This window comes from Asticcacaulis excentricus (assembly GCF_003966695.1).
GTDB lineage: Bacteria > Pseudomonadota > Alphaproteobacteria > Caulobacterales > Caulobacteraceae > Asticcacaulis > Asticcacaulis excentricus_A.
In genome coordinates, this window is record NZ_AP018827.1 from 1,248,779 (window position 1) to 1,266,156 (window position 17,378).

Genomic DNA, 17,378 nt, shown 5'->3' on the forward strand with positions numbered 1-17,378 from the left:
GGTGTCACACGCACAGGCGCGTAGCGCCTATCTGTGAAATCTGTGTCGTCTGTGGTTCAAACCCTTTCACCGCGCACTGCGGCCCTGAGTCTTCGTGGCGGCTTCTTCGATGCGGCGCAACAGGTCCTTCATCAGTTCGATCTCTTCGACGCTGAGATTGGCCAGCACTTCCTTTTCAAACTCCACCGCCGAGGGGGCGACATCGTTGAACAGGCGCTGACCTTCCGGCGTCAGGATGAGGTGGTGCGAACGGCCATCGTGTTCGTGCGGGGCGCGGGTGATCAGGCGGCGCTTGGCCAGGGCCTGAGCGGCGCGCGAAATGGTCACCTTGTCCATGCCGGTGCGCTTGACCAGCGCCTGCTGGGTCGAGGGACCGTCTTCGTTCAGCACCCAGATCAACCGCCATTCCGGAATCTTCAGGCCATAGAGGCTGTCATAGGCCGTCGAAATCAGCCCCGATACCGCGTTGGAGGCCACAGACAGGCGATAAGGCAGGTAATTATCGAGCGACAGCTTGCTATAGGGCATCGGATATCCTCTCAAAAGGTAACTCTGCTATTGCCGTTTTAATGTCATAAATACAAATGAGAATTTTTTAATTCGTCATAAACCCGGACTAATGCGCGGCGGCCTTGTTTTCGACACGGTAGCGGCGCAGGGAGCACGCTCTTTATTTATTTCGCGCCGCAACAGGGTGTGAGGCGACAAGCCCCGTGCAAGCTGTTATGGCGGCAGAAATATCTTTTTAGTTACGGATTTATCCCTTGCTGCGCCCGCTTTACGACTGGACCCTGAAACAGGCGGCCCGTCCCAATGCTGAAAAAGTTCTGGCCGCGATCTCGTTTGCCGAAAGCTCTTTCTTCCCCATTCCGCCCGATGTGATGCTTGTGCCCATGGCGCTGGCCAAGCCAGAAAGAGCCTATCGTCTGGCACTTATCTGCACCATTGCTTCCGTGCTTGGTGGATTGCTTGGGTACGCAATCGGCTATTATCTGGCCGACGTAGGGATGAAGATCCTTGGCCTGTTTGGCTATGCAGGCAATCTGGACGCCTTCCATAATTGGATACAGGAATGGGGCGCCTGGGCTATCTTAGCAAAGGGCCTGACGCCCATCCCGTTTAAGCTGGTCACAATCGCCTCAGGCATGGGGCAGCTTAATATTTTCATTTTCACGGTGTGTTGCATCGTAACGCGTGGTGCCCGCTTCTTCCTGAGCGCGTACCTGCTCAAGCGCTTCGGTCCTCAAGCGCGAGAACTGATCGAGAAACGCCTGTATCTCGCGGTCGGCATTTTCATAGCCATTCTGGTTCTGGGTTTCGTTGCGATCAAATTCCTACACTAAACCCCTCACACAGCCGATTGCCCCGGTCGTGCGAAGCATTTAAGGTGTGATCGCTTTGCGTAACCAGAGGTGACCGATTGTGATGAAAGCTGTGCTGTTTTTTAGCCGCTGGTGGTCGGTCATCGCCCTGATCAGCGCCCTGTGTCTTCTGGGCGCGGCGCACGCCTTTCAGACGTTCGGCAATCTCAATCCCTGCCATCTGTGCCTGAAGCAGCGCGACATCTACTGGATCGCCGTCGGCGTGTCGCTGGCCGCCACGGTATGGGCGGTGTTTACGGGGGCCAAGGGCCCGCCGCGCGTCTTTTCCTTTGTGTTGTTCGCCATCTTCGCCACGGGCTGCGCCATCGCCATCTTCCACATGGGCGGCGAAGAAAAGTGGTGGGCGCTGCCGGCCACCTGCACCGGCGTGTCAGACGAGGTGTCGATTGATTCCATCGCCGCCATGTTGTCCGGTGGCAAGTTCAAGGCCCCGCAGTGCGACATTGTGGCGTGGCGCTTTCTGGGCCTGAGTATGGCAGGGTGGAACGCCATCATTTCCGGCGCGCTGGCGATCCTCAGCCTGATCGCCTCCCTGCGCCTGCAACTCTATTACCGCCTGTCCCAGCGGCAGGCGAGCGAAGCCTGAGAGGCCTAACATGACCGAAGCCGCGCTCCGCCACACCCCTCCCAAGCCCGGCGCGGGCGAGCGTCAGCGCCGCCTGCACGAGATTTTGCGCGTCGATCACGCCGGGGAACTGGCGGCCGTGCACATCTATCGCGCGCAGGCCGCCGTGTTTGCCGCCACGCCGCACGCAGGCTTAAGCGACGATCTCAAGCGCATGGAGGGCGAGGAGCAGGTGCACCTTGACCGCTTTGAAGCCCTGATGCGCGACCATCAGGTCCGCCCGACCGTGATGACGCCCGTGTGGCGGATGGCGGCGCTGGGGCTGGGGGCCGCGACGGCATTGCTGGGCGAAAAGGCCGCCCATGCCTGCACCGAGGCGGTTGAAAGCGTTATCTCGGAACACTATGCTGAGCAGATCGCCGAGACTCAGGCGCGCGACCCGGAACTGGCCGCCGAACTGACGCAGTTCCGCGACGATGAGTTGCGCCACCACGACCACGCCATCGAAGAAGGCGCGCACGAAGCCCCCTTCTATCCGTTGCTGTCGGCGGTGATCAAGGGCGGCTGCAAGCTGGCCATCAAGATCAGCGAGAAGATATGAGTCCCGTCCCGCTGCCGCCGCACCGCGCCGAAGACCTGCGCAATCTGGGGGCCAAGGCAGCCGACGGCATCGCCGCCATCGTGGGATCGTGGCGCTTTATTATCATTCAGTCGATTCTGCTGTTTGGCTGGATCGCGGTCAACAGCGTAGCGTGGATGCGCGGCTGGGACCCGTATCCGTTTATCCTGCTCAATCTGGTTCTATCGTTTCAGGCGGCCTTCACCGCGCCCATCATCATGATGTCGCAAAACCGCCAGGCCGAGGTGGACCGTCAGAAGGCCGACGCCGACTACCACGTCAATATCAAGGCCGAAGAAGACATCTGCGGTCTGCATGAAAAGATGGACCTGCTGCGCGAACAGGACGTGGCGCGGCTGATCGGGCTGGTCGAAGCGCTGATCGAGGATAACCGCGCGTTGCGGGCCGAACTGGCGAAACGCGACTGATGTTTTCGCACGTCTTTATCGGTATCAGCGATTTCGAGCGGGCGCTGGCCTTCTATCGCCCGCTGATGCAGGTGCTGGGGACGCCGGAACGCTTCTGCGATGATCAGCGGCCGTGGGCCGGGTGGCAATCCGCGCCCGGCCCGCGCCCGTTGTTCCTGATAGGCAGGCCCTTCGATGGCGAGCCCGCAGCAGGCAATGGCCAGATGGTCGCCTTTATGGCCAGGGATCGCGCCACGGTAGATCGAGCTTACGCTACAGCTCTGGCCAATGGCGGCACCTGCGAGGGTCCGCCGGGTCTGCGCCCGCAGTATCACGCCGACTATTACGGGGCCTATGTGCGTGATCCGGACGGCAACAAGCTATGCGTGGCGTGCCATACGACCGCTTAGACGCGTTTAAAAATCAACTTGAAAAGCGAAAAATCCCGACGGGCCACCCCGAGGGATTTTTCACTGCATTCAATCCGCTAAAAAGTACCCCGCTTGCGGGGCCACTTTTTAGCGAGGCAATTAGAATTGAGCGGTAATATTCTGACCGCCGCGGCTGATGGTGATGGTGAAGCGGCGGGCCGACTTCATCACCGACTCTAGTTGCGCCGTCGAGGTGATGGCCTGCCCATTGACGTCCCTGACGATATCGCCCGGCCGGAAGCCCGCTGCCGCGGCATACGAACGCCCGGACAGGGCATAGATCATCACGCCCTTCGACGCCGCAAACGGATCGAGCCCGATCTCATCGGCCACAGCCGGCGACAGATTGACGACGGTGGCCCCATTCAGCGGGAAGTTGCCGCTGAGGGCGCGCTGATCCTTCGGCGCGCCGCTGGGCGGGGTGACGCGCGCCGTCAGGCTCAGCTCCTTGCCCGCGCGCAGCACCTTCAGCGCCGCCGCGTCATTGGGATTGAGCAGGCCGACGCGGTAGTTCAGCGCCTTGGGGTCGTTGACCGCCTCGCCATTGATGCCCAGGATGACGTCGCCGGTCTTCAGGCCCGCCTTGTCCGCCGGACCCCCGGGATAGACGTCGGACACGAGGATACCATCCGGACGCGACAGGCCCAGAGAGCGGGCGATTTCGGTGGTCATGCCATCGCCCTTGGCCCCCAGCCACGGCCGCACCAGCGTCGATTTACCGCCCAGCGCCGTATCGACCGCGCGGCGCACCATGGCCGCCGGGATGGCGAAACCGACGCCTGCCGACGAGCCTGAGCGCGACAGGATGAACGAATTAATACCGATCAGGCGGCCATCCATATCGACCAGCGCCCCGCCCGAATTGCCGGGATTGATGGCGGCGTCGGTCTGGATAAAGGCCCCCTCGCCCTGCCCCACATCGGTGCGGTCCAGCGCCGAGATGATGCCGTTGGTGACGGTCTGCCCCACGCCGAACGGGTTGCCGATCGCCAGCACCAGATCACCGACCTCAAGGTCGTGGCCTTCCTGAAGATTGATGGTCGGGAATTTCTGCCCGGTGGTGTCGAGCTTGAGGATGGCCAGATCGCTGCGCTCATCGGCCAGCAGCACCTTGGCCGGGAATTCGCGGCGGTCATTGAGCACGACCATGAATTCCTGACCGCCCTGCACCACGTGGTTGTTGGTGACCACAATGCCGTCGGCGCGCACGATGACGCCGGACCCCAGCGACTGCTCAACGCGGGCCTGCGGCACGCCGCCGCCAAACAACTGCCAGAAGGGATCGACCTGCTGACGGGTCACACGCCGCGCATAGACATTGACCACGGCGGGCGCCGTCTGCTTGACCACGGGCGAGAAGGACGACTTCATGGCACCGGCATCGCCCGGCACCTTGCGCGTCGCCGGGGCCGGCGCCTGATTGAAGCCCTGATAGTCCTGCGACTTGCCCTCGCCGGGTGAACAGGCGGCCAGCACGGCGCAAACGGACACCAGCAGGGCGGATTTCAAGGTCATGGTGATCTCTTTGGCTCTTATCATCATAGGGACTAATGTAAAAACCAAAATGGCGACTTCAAGGCCGCAAGGTTTGGCCACGAAAAACACGACAAGCACGAACACGGTTTTTGCCGACAGCGCGAAGCGCCTTTGGGAGGCGCGTGCCGCAAACCGCGCAAAGGCCCTGCGGGCGAAAGGCAGGGGTTCTGGCGTTCGTGCTTTTCGTGTTTTTGGTGGCCAAACCCTCAGAACAGCGGCTCGTGGTCGTGCTGCACGGGCTTGGCTGTCGTCGGCACCGGTTCGTCCTTTGAGCGATCGCGCACGCCCAGCGCCATCAGGAAGGCCACGAGAAGCACCACAGCCGCCGAGAAGAAGGCCGCCCCCGACCATAGCTTTTCGACGCCCGGTCGCGTCATCACCGACAGGATATAGCCAAAGACAAACGGCGCAATAATCCCCGACAGCGACATCAGGCTGTTGACCGCCCCTTGCAGCAGGCCCTGATCGCCCGCACCGACGCGCGTGGTCATCAGCGATTGCAGGGCGGCATTGGTCATGCCCCAGCAACTCATGATCGGAATGGTGATCAGAAAGACGCGCCAGTCGGTATTGTAGCCATAGCTCATAAAGCCCACGACGCCGCACAAAAGGCCGATGACCAGAGTCGCCTTTTCGCCAATGCGTTTGACGACCATGCCGGTCAGCCCGCCCTGCACGATCACCGCCCACACGGCGTAATAGGCCATGGCGAGGCCGACCTCGCGCCCGCCCCAGCCCAGCCGGTAGCTAGCGTACAGCACAAAGGTCGCCGGGATGACGTGGTGCGCGAAGTTCGACACCATGCTGATCAGGGCCAGGCGCATGACGCTTTTGGCCTGCCACAGGAAGAGGATCGAGCCGATGGGATTGGCGTTTTTCAGGCTGAACGGCTTGCGGTGGTCCTTATCGAGCGATTCCGGCAGGACCAGCGCGCCATAGAGGGCATTGAGCAGGCTTAAGCCCCCTGCCACCCAGAAGGGCAGTCTCAGGTCGATATGGCCCAGCATCCCGCCCAGCGCCGGGCCCATGACGAAGCCGACGCCAAAGGCGGCACCGATATAGCCGTACATCTGCGCGCGTTCGTCCGGCTCGGAAATGTCGCTGATATAGGCATAGGCCGTGGTGATCGAGGCCGAGGTGACGCCATTGAGCAGCCGCCCGATCAGAAGCCACATCAGATTGCCGCTCAGCGCCATGATCAGATAGTCGAGCGCCAGCCCCAGATTGGACATCAGGATGATGGGGCGGCGGCCGAAGCGGTCGGACAGCGACCCCAGTATGGGCGAGCAGACGAACTGCGTGAAGCCCCACAGCGAGTTGAACACCCCGCTCCACCAGCTTGCCGCCGTCACCGAGCCGACAAAGGTTTCGATCAGGCGCGGCAGGACCGGTATGGCCAGCCCCAGCGCCATCATGTCGAGACAAACGGTGATGAAGATGAACATCACCCCCGGTTTGAGATGTGCTTTCACGCCCCCCATGTCGCCCCGGTCAGTGTACGGGGCCGGACGGCGGCGCGCCGTTGCCGCTGTGGCGAATGGCGGCCTTGACGCCGGCGGCGATCAGCAGGGCGATGCCCAGAATGGCCGCCGCCAGCACAAAGGGCGCGCCGGCGGTCACCGGCCCGTGGGTCGAGGCCACGGCAAACACTGCGCCAAAGGTCAGGGGCGCGAAGATGCCCGCCGCCGACATCAGGCTCATATTGGCCCCTTGCAGGGTGCCCTGTTCCTGCGGCGCGACCTTTGAGGTCATCAGGGCCTGCGCCGCCGGACCGGTCAGCCCCCACAGGCTCATCAGGGGGATAAAGAGGACATAGGCCTGCCAGGTGGGGGCAAGGCCGTAGCCGAGAAAACCGATGACGCCGAAACTCAGGCCCACCAACATGGCCTTCTTTTCGCCGATGGCGCGCACCACGCGCCCGGTCAGACCCGCCTGCACGATGGCGCTGCACACGCCCACCGCCGCCAGCGTCCAGCCCACCTCCTTGGGGCCCCAGCCAAAGCGCAGGGCGGCATAGAGGACGAAGGTCGTCGGCAGGACCTGATGCGCGAAATTGACCGTCAGATTGATCAGAGACAGGCGCAAAACATCCGCATTCCGGCTGAGGAAGGCCAGGGCTCCCAACGGATTGGCTGTGCGCAGCGAGAAGGGCTTGCGGTTTTCCGGCGGCAGCGATTCGGGCAGGACAAACAGGCCGTAGCAGAAGTTCAGCAGGCTTAAGCCCGCCGCGACGTAAAACGGCAGGCGCGGATCGACATCGCCCAGCACGCCGCCCAGCAGCGGCCCCAGAACAAAGCCCAGACCAAAGGCGGCCCCCATCATGCCAAAATATTTAGCGCGGTTTTCCGGCTGGGTGACGTCGGAAATGTACGCATAGGCGGTGGAAATGCTGGCCGAGGTGATGCCGTTGATCAGCCGCCCCAGCAGCAGCCAGCCCAGCCCCGGCGCCATGGCCATCAGCAGGTAGTCAAAGCCCAGACCGAAGTTCGACAACAGCACAATGGGCCGACGCCCGAAGCGGTCCGACAGCGCGCCCACGATGGGTGAGGAGATGAACTGCATCACGCCCCACAGCGAGCCGAACAGCCCCACCCAGTAACCGGCGGCCGAGACATCACCCACAAAGTCCGCGATCAGGGCGGGCGTCACGGGAATAATCAGCCCCAGCGCCACGATATCGAGGCAGATGGTGACAAAGATAAACGGGACCGCCGCCTTGTGAGGGCGCGACAGTTCGGGGATTCCGCTCACGTTCCAGCCTTGCAGACGAAATAAACAGCGGACCTACATAGGTCAATTCTCTACGCTTGGCTAGTGCGGCCTGCGATTTCGACGCGGCATTTTATCTGATCAACAGACTGTTTTTTATAGGTTTATTTTGTGAAATCCATTGCGCGTCATCCCGCACCTATCTGAGGGCGGGGGCCACATCGCGCAAATGGCCGTCCGATGGCTGCGGCTTCAGGTGCATCAGGCGCATGATCAGCGGATAGACATCGACATTGTCAAAGGTCTTCAGCGTCACGCCCGGCCGGATATCGGGGCCGAAGACGATCAGGCGCGTAAACATCTCCGGATCATAGGGATCATAACCGTGGCTGCCGCCCTGTGGTTTCGGCATCCAGCCGTCGCGCGAGGGGGCGACGATGTAGCTGCCCGGATTGGCGAGGCAGACGATCGGCGGCACACGGCGGTGCGTGCCGTAATGGAAGCGTGCCGGGATGTCCTGTTTGCGCCAGCATTGCATATGGGCGTGCGGTTTCAACAGCGCGGCTTCGACGATCTTTTCCTGACCTGCATTGGGGGTGAAACCGGCCGCCTGACCGCCAGAGACCGTCGCGCTGTTGGGCGGCAGCAGGTCCGCCACCTTGATAAAGGTTTCGGGCCTGTGCTGCGTCATGCCGTGATCGCCGACGATAACGATATTGACCTTACCCCACAGGCCGCGCGCCTTAAGACCGGCGATCAGGTGGCCGATACCCTCATCGACGGCTTTCAGCGAGGCGGCGACCTCCGGGCTGTTGGGGCCGAAATCGTGCCCCGCATGATCAACGTCGCTGAAATAGAGGGTCAGGGCCTGCGGACGTTCGGCCTCAGGTACATCGAACCAGGCCAGACCGCGATCCACCACGGTGGTGGGCGGCAGATGGTCTTCAAAAGCGGCGTATTTATAAGGCCGCGCCCCGTGAATTTCCGCCTCTGAGCCGGGCCAGAACATCGTGGCCACCTTCACGCCCTGACGATTCGCCGTCACCCAGAAGGGCTCGGCGTCGTTCCACCAGAAGCCGTCGGTCACCTGTTCGCGGTCCGACAGCCTGAAGGTTACGCCGGGGCGCTGCGGGTCACGCATGGTGTTGCCGACAATGCCGTGGTGGTCCGGACGCTTGCCGGTCACCAACGTATAGTGGTTGGGGAAGGTCAGGGATGGAAAGCTGGGGCGCATCGGGCCGGTCGCCCCATTGGCGGCCAGATAGCTCAGATTGGGCGTCAGGCCGCGCGTGTGATAGTCAGCGCGCCAACCATCAATCGAGATCAGGATCAGGGTGTGGCGCGGGGCCGACGTTTGCGATGGCATACTGGCGCAGGCCGACAGGATAAGCGCGGCCAAACCGCAAAGCCACAACCGCCACAGAGCTCGCATCGTCAACGCCTTTCACACACCTGCTTTCATAGGTAACTAACGGGTATGACGGGGCGATGACAAGAGGCCTATGCGCAACAAAAAGGCCCCCGGCGGAGCCGGAGGCCTGTGTTCAGGATTATGTAGGCCTCAATCGCAGGCGCGACGGGCATCAAGCACAGGCTGATCGAAGACTTCCGGCGCATGGCTCGGTTCGCTCTGGTCGGGGTAGGCATATTCCGTCATCGCTTCGGACAGGGCGAGCGCGCCGCCGACATCAGTGGTCCGGGTATCACTCAGCATGTAAACCTCCTGTTGGGCTATGGGAACGTCTGCCAATTCCGTCTCTGAAACACGCTCAGACGAAATCTGCATCTGAACGATAGGGAATAAAGCCGCGCTAAGACAGTCACAGTTGTGCCTCAATCGTTCACAGCCGCGTTAACAGAGGTTGATAGAACGTAAAAAGGCCTCCGGATCGCTCCGGAGGCCTGAATTCAAAGGGGTGTGTGCCCTGATTTATTCTTCGCCCGCGTCGTCGGCGGTGAAGACCGGGCCCGAATCCTGACCCTTGGCCGACTCGTCACGATCGACGAATTCGATGACGGCCATGGCGGCATTATCGCCGTGACGGAAACCGGCCTTCATGATGCGGATATAGCCGCCATTGCGGTCGGCATAGCGCTTGGCCAGAACGTCGAACAGCTTGCCGACCTGGGTCACGTCACGGACGCGCGAGATGGCGATACGACGGTCGTGCAGGGTGCCCGACTTGGCCAGCGTGACCAGCTTTTCGACGAAGGGACGCAGTTCCTTGGCCTTCGGCAGGGTGGTGACGATCTGCTCGTGCTTGATCAGCGAGGCCGACATGTTAGCAAACATGGCGATGCGGTGCGAGGTGGTACGACCGAGTTTACGGTAACCGGAACCGTGACGCATAAGAATTCTCCATAAGATCACGCCGCACTCTGGCTGTGCGTGACCCCAAAAACAGGCCCGAAGCTCAAGGTCTAAGGGCCTTCGTGACCCCTGCCCGCTTCGGACGTCCGTCGGACGCATGTCCTAAGGAAATTACCGGGACAAGGTTTTGGTCTTTCCCGGTAAGTCTCGCATCTGAGCGAGGCGCGCCTAATCGCAGACTACTTATCCAGAGTCAAGGCCCCTGCCCTATTAAGCCTGCCGCCACTCTTTCAAAGCCTTCAAAAGCATCGGACGTGTATAGGTTTCGACCGGATTTTCATCAAGCGGTCGTCCCATGTGATGATACTCACCCTCATCGAACGCATTGAATATCTGAAAGAAACCGTTCGCCGCATTCAGCGGGTGGAGATTTATCGCCAGAAGATAGAGATCATTTACAACCGCGTCACAGAAAAGGAAGTCGAGCCGGCCCTCACAAAAACCCTGAGCCAGTTGTAATGCCAACTCATCCAGAACGGCACCTGCTGACGTGCGGGTTTTCTCGGCCCGACTGATAACATCGTGCTCGGTTACAATCGGAGGGCCATCGGCTTGCGTCCAATAGGCATCGCCAAGCGCACGCCATCTGTTTTCCAGTTCATAGCACAGATCGTCAGACATGCTCGGCATCTTAACGTAAAAAGCCAGACAACGGAAAACCGCGTCTGGCTTTTATAATATTCACTTTCACATTTTGATATCGCGCAGCGAGATCGAAATGTGAGATGTCTTAGATCTGGTCTTCGAACTTCTTGGCGAGGTCCTCAACATTCTCCGGCGGCCAGTTCGGCACATCCATGCCGAGCGACAGACCCATCGATTGCAGGACTTCCTTGATTTCGTTCAGCGACTTGCGGCCGAAGTTCGGGGTACGGAGCATTTCCGATTCCGTCTTCTGGATCAGGTCGCCGATATAGACGATGTTGTCGTTCTTCAGGCAGTTCGCCGAACGGACGCTGAGTTCCAGTTCATCCACCTTCTTGAGAAGGGCCGGGTTGAACGGCAGCTCAGGCTTGCCTTCTTCTACGATGGCCGGCTTCGGCTCTTCAAAGGTGATGAAGATCTGAAGCTGATCCTGAAGGATGCGCGCGGCATAGGCCACGGCGTCCACAGGCGTCACCGCCGCATTGGTTTCAACGTCGAGCACCAGCTTGTCGTAATCGAGCGACTGACCCTGACGGGTCGGCTCGACGCGGTAAGCCACCTTCTTGACCGGCGAATAGAGGGCGTCAACGGCGATCAGGCCGATCGGCGCGTCTTCCGGGCGCAGACGGTCGGCGGGGACGTAGCCCTTACCGGTCTGAACCGTGAACTCCATACGCACCGAAGCGCCTTCGTCCAGCGTACAAATGACGTGGTCGGGGTTCAGCACTTCGATGTCCGACGGGACGTCGATCATGCCCGCGGTCACCGGACCAGCCGACGACGCACGCAGAACCATGCGCTTGGGGCCTTCGGCGTGCATACGCAGCGCCAGTTGCTTGATATTGAGGATGATATCGACCACGTCCTCACGAACACCCTCGATGGAGGAGAATTCGTGAACAACGCCGTCGATTTGTACCGCCGTCACCGCCGCCCCTTGCAGGGAGGACAGGAGCACGCGGCGCAGAGCATTGCCGAGCGTCACGCCAAAGCCGCGTTCCAGGGGTTCCGCAACAAGACGCATCTTGCGCTGGGAATCCTGACCGGACTCGATTTGGGGCTTCTCGGGACGAATAAGCTGCTGCCAGTTTCTTTCGATCATTGCGTCCCTCAGACGAGAAAGGTTGCCCTCAGCTTCACGCCGAGGGCAACGGAAAAGGGGTAGAAATCGGTATTAAACGCGACGACGCTTCGGCGGACGGCAGCCGTTGTGCGGGATCGGGGTCACGTCACGGATGGTGGTGATCGTGAAGCCGACGGCTTGCAGCGCGCGCAGAGCCGACTCACGGCCCGAACCCGGACCGGCGACGCTGACTTCCAGCGTCTTCACACCGTGCTCGATCGCCTTCTTACCGGCGTCTTCAGCCGCAACCTGAGCCGCGTAAGGGGTCGATTTACGCGAACCCTTGAAGCCCATGTGACCGGCCGACGACCACGAAATCGCATTACCCTGCGCGTCCGTGATGGTGATCATGGTGTTGTTGAACGAGGCATTAACGTGCGCCACGCCCGAGGTGATGTTTTTACGCTCGCGCTTTTTAACGCGGGAAGGTTCTTTGGCCATAAATCAGATCCCGATTACTTCTTCTTGCCGGCGATGGGCTTCGCCGGACCCTTGCGGGTGCGGGCGTTGGTGTGGGTGCGCTGACCGCGGACCGGCAGGCCCTTACGGTGACGCAGGCCGCGGTAGCAGGCCAGGTCCATCAGGCGCTTGATGTTCATGGACGTTTCGCGACGCAGATCGCCTTCGACCAGATAGTCACGGTCGATGGTTTCGCGGATCTGCAGCACTTCGGCGTCCGAAAGCTGGTTGACACGGCGGGCGTCTTCGATGCCCACCTTTTCCACGATTTCCTTGGCCTTTTGCTGGCCAATGCCGTGGATATACTGGAGCGCGATCACAACGCGCTTGTTGGTCGGTATGTTGACGCCTGCGATACGGGCCACGTCTGAATCTCCTGAACGTGCGTTGACACGTTAAAAGGCGAAAGGGACGCGCCTGCCACCCCATCCCTCAGGGATGGCGGGTGAGCGGGCACAAGCGCCTTTCGCGGAAGCTGCCCCTTATACAGAGGGTTTGGCTCCCGTCAATGGGTAGGATTGAGATATTGTCAAGATTCAAACTGAATCTGACAATGTCCCGGTGAGTTCCGTTGTCCGAAGCCGTTAACGGGAGGTGAAAGCCGTTGCAAGCCCCAAAAATACGGTAGGGTTGGGTTCCGGCCTAAGCCGGAGGGCTGCCCCCGCCCCTTTTGAGGGTCGGAGACATTGGAAACCGAGGTTTCCGAATCTGTGATTAGCTGACGTGTTCGGACAGCGCGGCTTCGATACGGGCCGAAACCTCTTCGACCGATCCCATGCCATCGACCTCGACCAGCTTGCCCTGCGCGGCGTAATAGGGCAGCAAAGGCGCGGTCTGGGCGTTATAGGCCGCCAGACGCACCTTGTAGCTTTCCGGGTTGTCATCCGAACGGCCCTGCTCGGCAAAACGCTTTTCGATGCGTTCGACCAGCGCATTGTCATCGACCTTGAGGCGGACGACGATGTCGATAGTCGCATCGCGTTCGGCAAGCATGGCGTCGAGCGCCTCGGCCTGAGCCACGGTGCGCGGGAAGCCATCAAAGATAGCGCCGCCCGCCGCTTCGGCTGCCGGCAGATTGGTCTTGATCAGGTCGATCACGATATCGTCGGACACCAGCCCGCCCGTGTCGATGATCGACTTGACCTTCTGGCCCAGCTCGGAACCCGACGCGATGGCGGCGCGCAGCATGTCACCAGTCGAAAGCTGCACCATATTGTGCGCCACCACCAGACGCTTGGCCTGCGTGCCCTTGCCCGCTGCCGGAGGTCCGAAAAGAATCAGGTTCATCTGCCGCGCGCTCCCCGCATTTTTGATTTCTTGATCAGGCCATCATACTGGTGCGCCAGCAGATGCGATTGAATCTGAGCCACCGTATCCATGGTCACGGTCACGACGATCAGGATCGAGGTACCGCCAAAATAGAAGCTGTTGCCCAGGTTCGAGATCAGGAATTCCGGCAGCAGACAGACGATGGTGATATAGGCCGCGCCGATGACCGTAATGCGGGTCAGCACGAAGTCGAGATATTCCGCCGTGCGCTTGCCCGGACGGATGCCCGGCAGGAAGCCGCCATACTTGCGCAGGTTTTCCGCCGTTTCGTCCGGATTGAAGACCAGCGAGGTGTAGAGGAAGCAGAAGAAGATGATCATGGCGGCATAGAGCGCCATAAACACCGGCTGACCGTGCGTCAGTTGCGCCGTCACGCCCGGCAGCCACGACAGCCATTCCGGCACCTTGGACGGGTCCTGCGCAAGGAAGGCCGCGGCCGTGGTCGGCATCAGCAGCAGCGACGAGGCAAAGATCGGCGGGATAACGCCCGCAGTGTTGACCTTCAGCGGCATGAAGGACGATTCGCCGCCCATGACGCGGTTGCCGACCTGACGCTTCGGATACTGCACCAGCAGACGACGCTGCGAGCGTTCCATGAAGACGATGAAGACGATGGCCGCGACCAGAACCAGCACGATCAGCAGAAGCACGCCGGCATTGATCTGGCCTTCCTTGGCCAGAGCCAGCAGGTTAGCGATGGTGCGCGGCAAAACCGCGACGATACCGGCAAAAATGATCAGCGAGGTGCCGTTACCGACGCCGCGCGCCGTGATCTGCTCACCCAGCCACATCAGGAACATGGTGCCGCCCGTCAGGGTGACGACCGAAGAAATGAGGAACATCGGCCCCGGATCGAGCGCCAGACCAGACGCCTGCATACCCGCAGCGATGGAGAAGGACTGAACCAGCGCCAGAATGAGCGTCAGATAGCGGGTATATTGGTTGAGCTGCTTGCGGCCGGCTTCGCCGCCTTCCTTGCGCAGCTTTTCCCACGGGGCATAGACCGAACCCATCAACTGAACGATGATCGACGCCGAAATATACGGCATGATGTTCAGGGCGAAAATCGCCATGCGCTCAACGGCACCGCCGGAGAACATGTTGAACATGCCCAGAATGCCCTGGGATTGGCCCGAAAAGGCCCGCTCGAACGCCGCCAGATCAATACCCGGAATGGGGATATAGGTCCCCAGACGATAGACGATCAGCGCGCCCAGAGTGAAGAGAAGACGCTTATGAAGCTCCGTCGCCTTGGCAAAGGCGCTGAAGTTCAGATTGGCCGCTAATTGTTCAGCCGCAGATGCCATGAAAACCTCAAGTCGCGGACGAAACCGATGATTCCGTCCTGTCTGTACCACCCTTACGGGCCCCGCAAGCCGTTGTCAAAGCGAGTGACCATCGGCTTTGGTCGCATATGGGGAAGCGAAACCGAAAATGCCGCACCCTGATCCCGAAAGATCAGGGTGCGTGACATTTTTGGCTTAGGCTTCGGTCTTGGCCGGACGCGCCTGAGCGACCGAACCGCCCGCAGCTTCGACCGCCTTGACCGCCGAAGCGGTGGCCGAATAGACCGACAGGCTCAGCTTGGCCGTCAGTTCGCCCTCGCCCAAGAGGCGCACGCCGTCGAGTTCACGACGGATGACACCGGCGGCCTTCAGAGCGGCAGCGTCGATGGTGGCAGCAGCGTCGAGCTTGCCCGCGTCCACGGCCTGTTGCAGACGCCACAGGTTGACTTCGGCGTATTCAGCGCGGTTGCGCTTGTTGAAGCCACGCTTCGGCATACGCATGTACAGCGGCATCTGACCGCCTTCGAAGCCCAGCAGCGACACGCCGGTACGCGACTTCTGACCCTTTACACCGCGACCCGACGTCTTGCCCTTGCCCGAACCGGGGCCACGGCCAACGCGCATACGGCCCTTGGTGGCGCCTTCATTGTCACGGATTTCATTCAGCTTGGTCATCTGGGATGCCTTTCTTGATAAGATGCGCTGGCGCTAAGGCCAACTCGGCTGGAAAAACGGAAACCGTTAAGAAATACGGCTCTCATAAATAGCAAAACGCCCCGACACGAAGGCCGGGGCGTCTTTGTTTTAATCTCGGCAGAGCCGCTTACTCAACGATTTCGATGAGGTGAGCGACCTTGGCGATCATGCCGCGCACCGAAGGGGTATCCTCCAGAGTCGAGACACGGCCCATCTTGTTGAGACCGAGACCGGCGAGCGTAGCGCGCTGGTCCTTGGTGCGGCGGATGGGGCTGCCGGTTTGCTTGACAGTGACTTGAGCCATGATGATTAGCCCTCGATCGATTCAGGCGACGAAGCGCCATCGTTGCGACGGGTCAGGATGTCGCCGACCTTCTTACCGCGCTTGGCGGCGATCTGACGGGGCGAAGACTGCACCTTCAGAGCTTCAAAGGTGGCGCGCACCATGTTATAGGGGTTCGACGAACCGAGCGACTTGCCCACGACGTCGGAGACGCCCAGGGTTTCGAGCACGGCACGCATCGGACCACCCGCGATCACGCCGGTGCCCGGAGGGGCCGCGCGGAGCTGGATCTTGCCGGCGCCCCAACGGCCGTAACCGTCGTGGTGCAGGGTGCGGGATTCGCGCAACGGAATGCGAACCATCGACTTCTTGGCTTCTTCGGTCGCCTTGCGGATGGCTTCCGGCACTTCGCGCGCCTTGCCATGACCGAAGCCGACGCGGCCCTTCTGGTCACCAACGACCATCAGAGCAGCGAAGCTGAAGCGACGGCCACCCTTCACGGTGGCGGCGACGCGGTTGATGTGAACGAGCTTTTCGACAAACTCCGAAGGTTCTTCGGTGCGTTCGCGACGATCGTTGCGGTTTTCGCTGGGACGAGCCATTGAACGTACCCCTTAGAAGTTGAGACCGGCTTCGCGCGCGGCATCTGCCAACGCCTTCACCCGGCCGTGATAGATGTAACCGCCACGGTCAAAGACAACGTCCTTGATACCGGCTTCGATGGCGCGCTGGGCGACCAGCTTGCCCACTTCGGTAGCGGAAGCGGCGTTCGACCCACGCTTGGCAGCCGTTTCGAGCGACGAAGCGGCTGCAACCGTAACGCCCTTCGAATCGTCGATGACCTGAGCGTAGATGTTCTTGTCCGAACGGAAGACCGACAGACGCGGGCGGCCGTTGGAGAGGCTCTTGAGGCGGGTGCGGTTGCGTTGCGCCCGACGAGCCATTTGTTCACGAGGAGAGAGAGCCATGGCTTACTTCTTCTTCCCTTCCTTGCGGCGAACCTTCTCGCCGGCGTAACGGACACCCTTGGCCTTGTACGGCTCAGGCGGACGGATCTTGCGGATCTTGGCGGCGAGTTCGCCGACGACCTGCTTGTCGATGCCCTGGATCTTGATTTCGGTCTGCTTCGGCACGACGAAGGTGACGCCGGCAGGCGGAGCCACTTCGACCGGATGCGAGAAGCCGAGCGACAGTTCGAGGTTGTTGCCCTTCATGGCAGCGCGGTAACCAACGCCGACCAGTTCGAGGTTCGACTCGAAGCCCTCGGTCACACCCTTCACCATGTTGGCGATGAGCGTGCGCGACAGACCCCACATCGCACGGTGGCGAGCGGTTTCACCACGCGGCGCAACCGACAGGTTGTCGGCTTCGTGCGTGACTTCGATTTCTTCAACCACGGTCCAGTTGAGCTGGCCCTTGGGCCCCTTAACCGTGATGGCCTGACCGTCGAGCGTGATGGTCACGCCCTTCGGTACAGCAATGGCCTTTTTCCCAATACGAGACATTATGTGTTCCTATGGTCTTAAGTAAGTCCCGC

23 protein-coding genes are annotated in these 17,378 nt (G+C 60.9%); 5 read left to right on the forward strand and 18 right to left on the reverse strand.

All coding sequences use genetic code 11. The annotated features are described in order from the left end of the window. Nucleotides 1-66 precede the first annotated feature (66 nt). Nucleotides 67-528, reverse strand: a complete 462-nt coding sequence (locus EM6_RS05715; RefSeq protein WP_126420951.1) for a MarR family winged helix-turn-helix transcriptional regulator — start codon at nucleotides 526-528, stop codon at nucleotides 67-69. A 236-nt stretch (nucleotides 529-764) separates the two neighbouring features. Between EM6_RS05715 and EM6_RS05720 the strand changes: the two genes are divergently transcribed. The 5 genes from EM6_RS05720 (at nucleotide 765) to EM6_RS05740 (ending at nucleotide 3,383) form a co-directional block, all read left to right on the forward strand. After that, nucleotides 765-1,343 (forward strand): YqaA family protein, encoded by a 579-nt coding sequence (locus tag EM6_RS05720; RefSeq protein ID WP_126420953.1) that lies wholly within the window; start codon nucleotides 765-767, stop codon nucleotides 1,341-1,343. 82 nt (nucleotides 1,344-1,425) lie between these two features. Beyond that, on the forward strand, nucleotides 1,426-1,968 hold the full coding sequence (locus tag EM6_RS05725) for a disulfide bond formation protein B (protein WP_126422914.1): 543 nt from the start codon (nucleotides 1,426-1,428) through the stop codon (nucleotides 1,966-1,968). Nucleotides 1,969-1,978: 10 nt separating this feature from the next. Continuing rightward, nucleotides 1,979-2,548 (forward strand): demethoxyubiquinone hydroxylase family protein, encoded by a 570-nt coding sequence (locus EM6_RS05730; RefSeq protein ID WP_126420955.1) that lies wholly within the window; start codon nucleotides 1,979-1,981, stop codon nucleotides 2,546-2,548. Beyond that, a complete protein-coding gene (locus EM6_RS05735) occupies nucleotides 2,545-2,994 on the forward strand; it encodes a DUF1003 domain-containing protein (protein ID WP_126420957.1) in 450 nt (149 codons plus the stop codon). The genes EM6_RS05730 and EM6_RS05735 overlap by 4 nt, the downstream gene beginning before the upstream one ends. Continuing rightward, a complete protein-coding gene (locus EM6_RS05740; protein WP_126420959.1) occupies nucleotides 2,994-3,383 on the forward strand; it encodes a VOC family protein in 390 nt (129 codons plus the stop codon). The genes EM6_RS05735 and EM6_RS05740 overlap by 1 nt, the downstream gene beginning before the upstream one ends. Nucleotides 3,384-3,503: 120 nt before the next feature. Here EM6_RS05740 and EM6_RS05745 read toward each other — a convergent pair whose 3' ends face one another. The 17 genes from EM6_RS05745 to rplF form a co-directional block, all read right to left on the reverse strand. Next, nucleotides 3,504-4,919 carry a Do family serine endopeptidase gene (locus EM6_RS05745; protein ID WP_172961141.1) on the reverse strand — a complete coding sequence of 472 codons (1,416 nt, stop codon included), beginning with the start codon at nucleotides 4,917-4,919 and terminating at the stop codon, nucleotides 3,504-3,506. A 227-nt stretch (nucleotides 4,920-5,146) separates the two neighbouring features. Further along, the gene (locus tag EM6_RS05750; protein WP_126420961.1) at nucleotides 5,147-6,421 is read right to left on the reverse strand and encodes a TCR/Tet family MFS transporter; all 1,275 of its coding nucleotides are present in this window, start codon (nucleotides 6,419-6,421) and stop codon (nucleotides 5,147-5,149) included. 10 nt (nucleotides 6,422-6,431) lie between these two features. Further along, the gene (locus EM6_RS05755; RefSeq protein ID WP_126420963.1) at nucleotides 6,432-7,691 is read right to left on the reverse strand and encodes a TCR/Tet family MFS transporter; all 1,260 of its coding nucleotides are present in this window, start codon (nucleotides 7,689-7,691) and stop codon (nucleotides 6,432-6,434) included. Between the two features lie 157 nt (nucleotides 7,692-7,848). Beyond that, entirely contained in the window at nucleotides 7,849-9,081 is a 1,233-nt protein-coding gene (locus EM6_RS05760; protein ID WP_126420965.1) for an alkaline phosphatase family protein, read from the reverse strand. 129 nt (nucleotides 9,082-9,210) lie between these two features. After that, nucleotides 9,211-9,363 (reverse strand): hypothetical protein, encoded by a 153-nt coding sequence (locus EM6_RS17320; RefSeq protein ID WP_172961142.1) that lies wholly within the window; start codon nucleotides 9,361-9,363, stop codon nucleotides 9,211-9,213. A gap of 216 nt (nucleotides 9,364-9,579) precedes the next feature. Then, nucleotides 9,580-9,999 (reverse strand): 50S ribosomal protein L17, encoded by a 420-nt coding sequence (gene rplQ, locus EM6_RS05765; protein WP_013478483.1) that lies wholly within the window; start codon nucleotides 9,997-9,999, stop codon nucleotides 9,580-9,582. A gap of 231 nt (nucleotides 10,000-10,230) precedes the next feature. After that, on the reverse strand, nucleotides 10,231-10,641 hold the full coding sequence (locus EM6_RS05770) for a hypothetical protein (protein ID WP_126420967.1): 411 nt from the start codon (nucleotides 10,639-10,641) through the stop codon (nucleotides 10,231-10,233). 109 nt (nucleotides 10,642-10,750) lie between these two features. After that, nucleotides 10,751-11,767, reverse strand: coding sequence for a DNA-directed RNA polymerase subunit alpha (locus tag EM6_RS05775; RefSeq protein WP_013478482.1), 1,017 nt, complete (start codon nucleotides 11,765-11,767; stop codon nucleotides 10,751-10,753). 72 nt (nucleotides 11,768-11,839) lie between these two features. After that, the gene (rpsK, locus tag EM6_RS05780; RefSeq protein ID WP_013478481.1) at nucleotides 11,840-12,229 is read right to left on the reverse strand and encodes a 30S ribosomal protein S11; all 390 of its coding nucleotides are present in this window, start codon (nucleotides 12,227-12,229) and stop codon (nucleotides 11,840-11,842) included. A 14-nt stretch (nucleotides 12,230-12,243) separates the two neighbouring features. Beyond that, nucleotides 12,244-12,612, reverse strand: coding sequence for a 30S ribosomal protein S13 (gene rpsM / locus EM6_RS05785; protein WP_126420968.1), 369 nt, complete (start codon nucleotides 12,610-12,612; stop codon nucleotides 12,244-12,246). 349 nt (nucleotides 12,613-12,961) lie between these two features. Further along, nucleotides 12,962-13,534, reverse strand: a complete 573-nt coding sequence (locus EM6_RS05790; RefSeq protein ID WP_126420970.1) for an adenylate kinase — start codon at nucleotides 13,532-13,534, stop codon at nucleotides 12,962-12,964. Then, nucleotides 13,531-14,883: a preprotein translocase subunit SecY gene (secY, locus tag EM6_RS05795; RefSeq protein WP_126420972.1), complete on the reverse strand. Its 1,353-nt coding sequence runs from the start codon at nucleotides 14,881-14,883 to the stop codon at nucleotides 13,531-13,533. The genes EM6_RS05790 and secY overlap by 4 nt, the downstream gene beginning before the upstream one ends. Nucleotides 14,884-15,057: 174 nt before the next feature. Then, nucleotides 15,058-15,537 carry a 50S ribosomal protein L15 gene (rplO, locus tag EM6_RS05800; RefSeq protein ID WP_126420974.1) on the reverse strand — a complete coding sequence of 160 codons (480 nt, stop codon included), beginning with the start codon at nucleotides 15,535-15,537 and terminating at the stop codon, nucleotides 15,058-15,060. A 148-nt stretch (nucleotides 15,538-15,685) separates the two neighbouring features. After that, nucleotides 15,686-15,862, reverse strand: a complete 177-nt coding sequence (rpmD, locus tag EM6_RS05805) for a 50S ribosomal protein L30 (protein WP_013478476.1) — start codon at nucleotides 15,860-15,862, stop codon at nucleotides 15,686-15,688. A gap of 5 nt (nucleotides 15,863-15,867) precedes the next feature. Continuing rightward, complete coding sequence (gene rpsE, locus EM6_RS05810) at nucleotides 15,868-16,443, reverse strand: 30S ribosomal protein S5 (RefSeq protein ID WP_013478475.1); 576 nt, start codon at nucleotides 16,441-16,443, stop codon at nucleotides 15,868-15,870. Nucleotides 16,444-16,455: 12 nt separating this feature from the next. Continuing rightward, nucleotides 16,456-16,809: a 50S ribosomal protein L18 gene (gene rplR / locus EM6_RS05815; RefSeq protein ID WP_013478474.1), complete on the reverse strand. Its 354-nt coding sequence runs from the start codon at nucleotides 16,807-16,809 to the stop codon at nucleotides 16,456-16,458. Nucleotides 16,810-16,812: 3 nt separating this feature from the next. After that, nucleotides 16,813-17,346 (reverse strand): 50S ribosomal protein L6, encoded by a 534-nt coding sequence (rplF, locus tag EM6_RS05820; protein ID WP_013478473.1) that lies wholly within the window; start codon nucleotides 17,344-17,346, stop codon nucleotides 16,813-16,815. Nucleotides 17,347-17,378 lie beyond the last annotated feature (32 nt).

What these genes read in the sequence shown, in the direction of transcription:
- EM6_RS05760 (WP_126420965.1), bottom strand. Translation starts at nt 9,081, where the DNA reads ATGCGAGCTCTGTGGCGGTTGTGGCTTTGCGGTTTGGCCGCGCTTATC.
- rplR (WP_013478474.1), bottom strand. Translation starts at nt 16,809, where the DNA reads ATGGCTCTCTCTCCTCGTGAACAAATGGCTCGTCGGGCGCAACGCAAC.
- rpsK (WP_013478481.1), bottom strand. Translation starts at nt 12,229, where the DNA reads ATGGCCAAAGAACCTTCCCGCGTTAAAAAGCGCGAGCGTAAAAACATC.
- rplQ (WP_013478483.1), bottom strand. Translation starts at nt 9,999, where the DNA reads ATGCGTCACGGTTCCGGTTACCGTAAACTCGGTCGTACCACCTCGCAC.
- EM6_RS05750 (WP_126420961.1), bottom strand. Translation starts at nt 6,421, where the DNA reads ATGGGGGGCGTGAAAGCACATCTCAAACCGGGGGTGATGTTCATCTTC.
- rpmD (WP_013478476.1), bottom strand. Translation starts at nt 15,862, where the DNA reads ATGGCTCAAGTCACTGTCAAGCAAACCGGCAGCCCCATCCGCCGCACC.
- EM6_RS05790 (WP_126420970.1), bottom strand. Translation starts at nt 13,534, where the DNA reads ATGAACCTGATTCTTTTCGGACCTCCGGCAGCGGGCAAGGGCACGCAG.
- EM6_RS05735 (WP_126420957.1), top strand. Translation starts at nt 2,545, where the DNA reads ATGAGTCCCGTCCCGCTGCCGCCGCACCGCGCCGAAGACCTGCGCAAT.
- EM6_RS17320 (WP_172961142.1), bottom strand. Translation starts at nt 9,363, where the DNA reads ATGCTGAGTGATACCCGGACCACTGATGTCGGCGGCGCGCTCGCCCTG.
- EM6_RS05730 (WP_126420955.1), top strand. Translation starts at nt 1,979, where the DNA reads ATGACCGAAGCCGCGCTCCGCCACACCCCTCCCAAGCCCGGCGCGGGC.
- EM6_RS05770 (WP_126420967.1), bottom strand. Translation starts at nt 10,641, where the DNA reads ATGTCTGACGATCTGTGCTATGAACTGGAAAACAGATGGCGTGCGCTT.
- rplF (WP_013478473.1), bottom strand. Translation starts at nt 17,346, where the DNA reads ATGTCTCGTATTGGGAAAAAGGCCATTGCTGTACCGAAGGGCGTGACC.
- secY (WP_126420972.1), bottom strand. Translation starts at nt 14,883, where the DNA reads ATGGCATCTGCGGCTGAACAATTAGCGGCCAATCTGAACTTCAGCGCC.
- EM6_RS05745 (WP_172961141.1), bottom strand. Translation starts at nt 4,919, where the DNA reads ATGACCTTGAAATCCGCCCTGCTGGTGTCCGTTTGCGCCGTGCTGGCC.
- EM6_RS05725 (WP_126422914.1), top strand. Translation starts at nt 1,426, where the DNA reads ATGAAAGCTGTGCTGTTTTTTAGCCGCTGGTGGTCGGTCATCGCCCTG.
- EM6_RS05775 (WP_013478482.1), bottom strand. Translation starts at nt 11,767, where the DNA reads ATGATCGAAAGAAACTGGCAGCAGCTTATTCGTCCCGAGAAGCCCCAA.
- EM6_RS05715 (WP_126420951.1), bottom strand. Translation starts at nt 528, where the DNA reads ATGCCCTATAGCAAGCTGTCGCTCGATAATTACCTGCCTTATCGCCTG.
- EM6_RS05740 (WP_126420959.1), top strand. Translation starts at nt 2,994, where the DNA reads ATGTTTTCGCACGTCTTTATCGGTATCAGCGATTTCGAGCGGGCGCTG.
- rplO (WP_126420974.1), bottom strand. Translation starts at nt 15,537, where the DNA reads ATGACCAAGCTGAATGAAATCCGTGACAATGAAGGCGCCACCAAGGGC.
- rpsE (WP_013478475.1), bottom strand. Translation starts at nt 16,443, where the DNA reads ATGGCTCGTCCCAGCGAAAACCGCAACGATCGTCGCGAACGCACCGAA.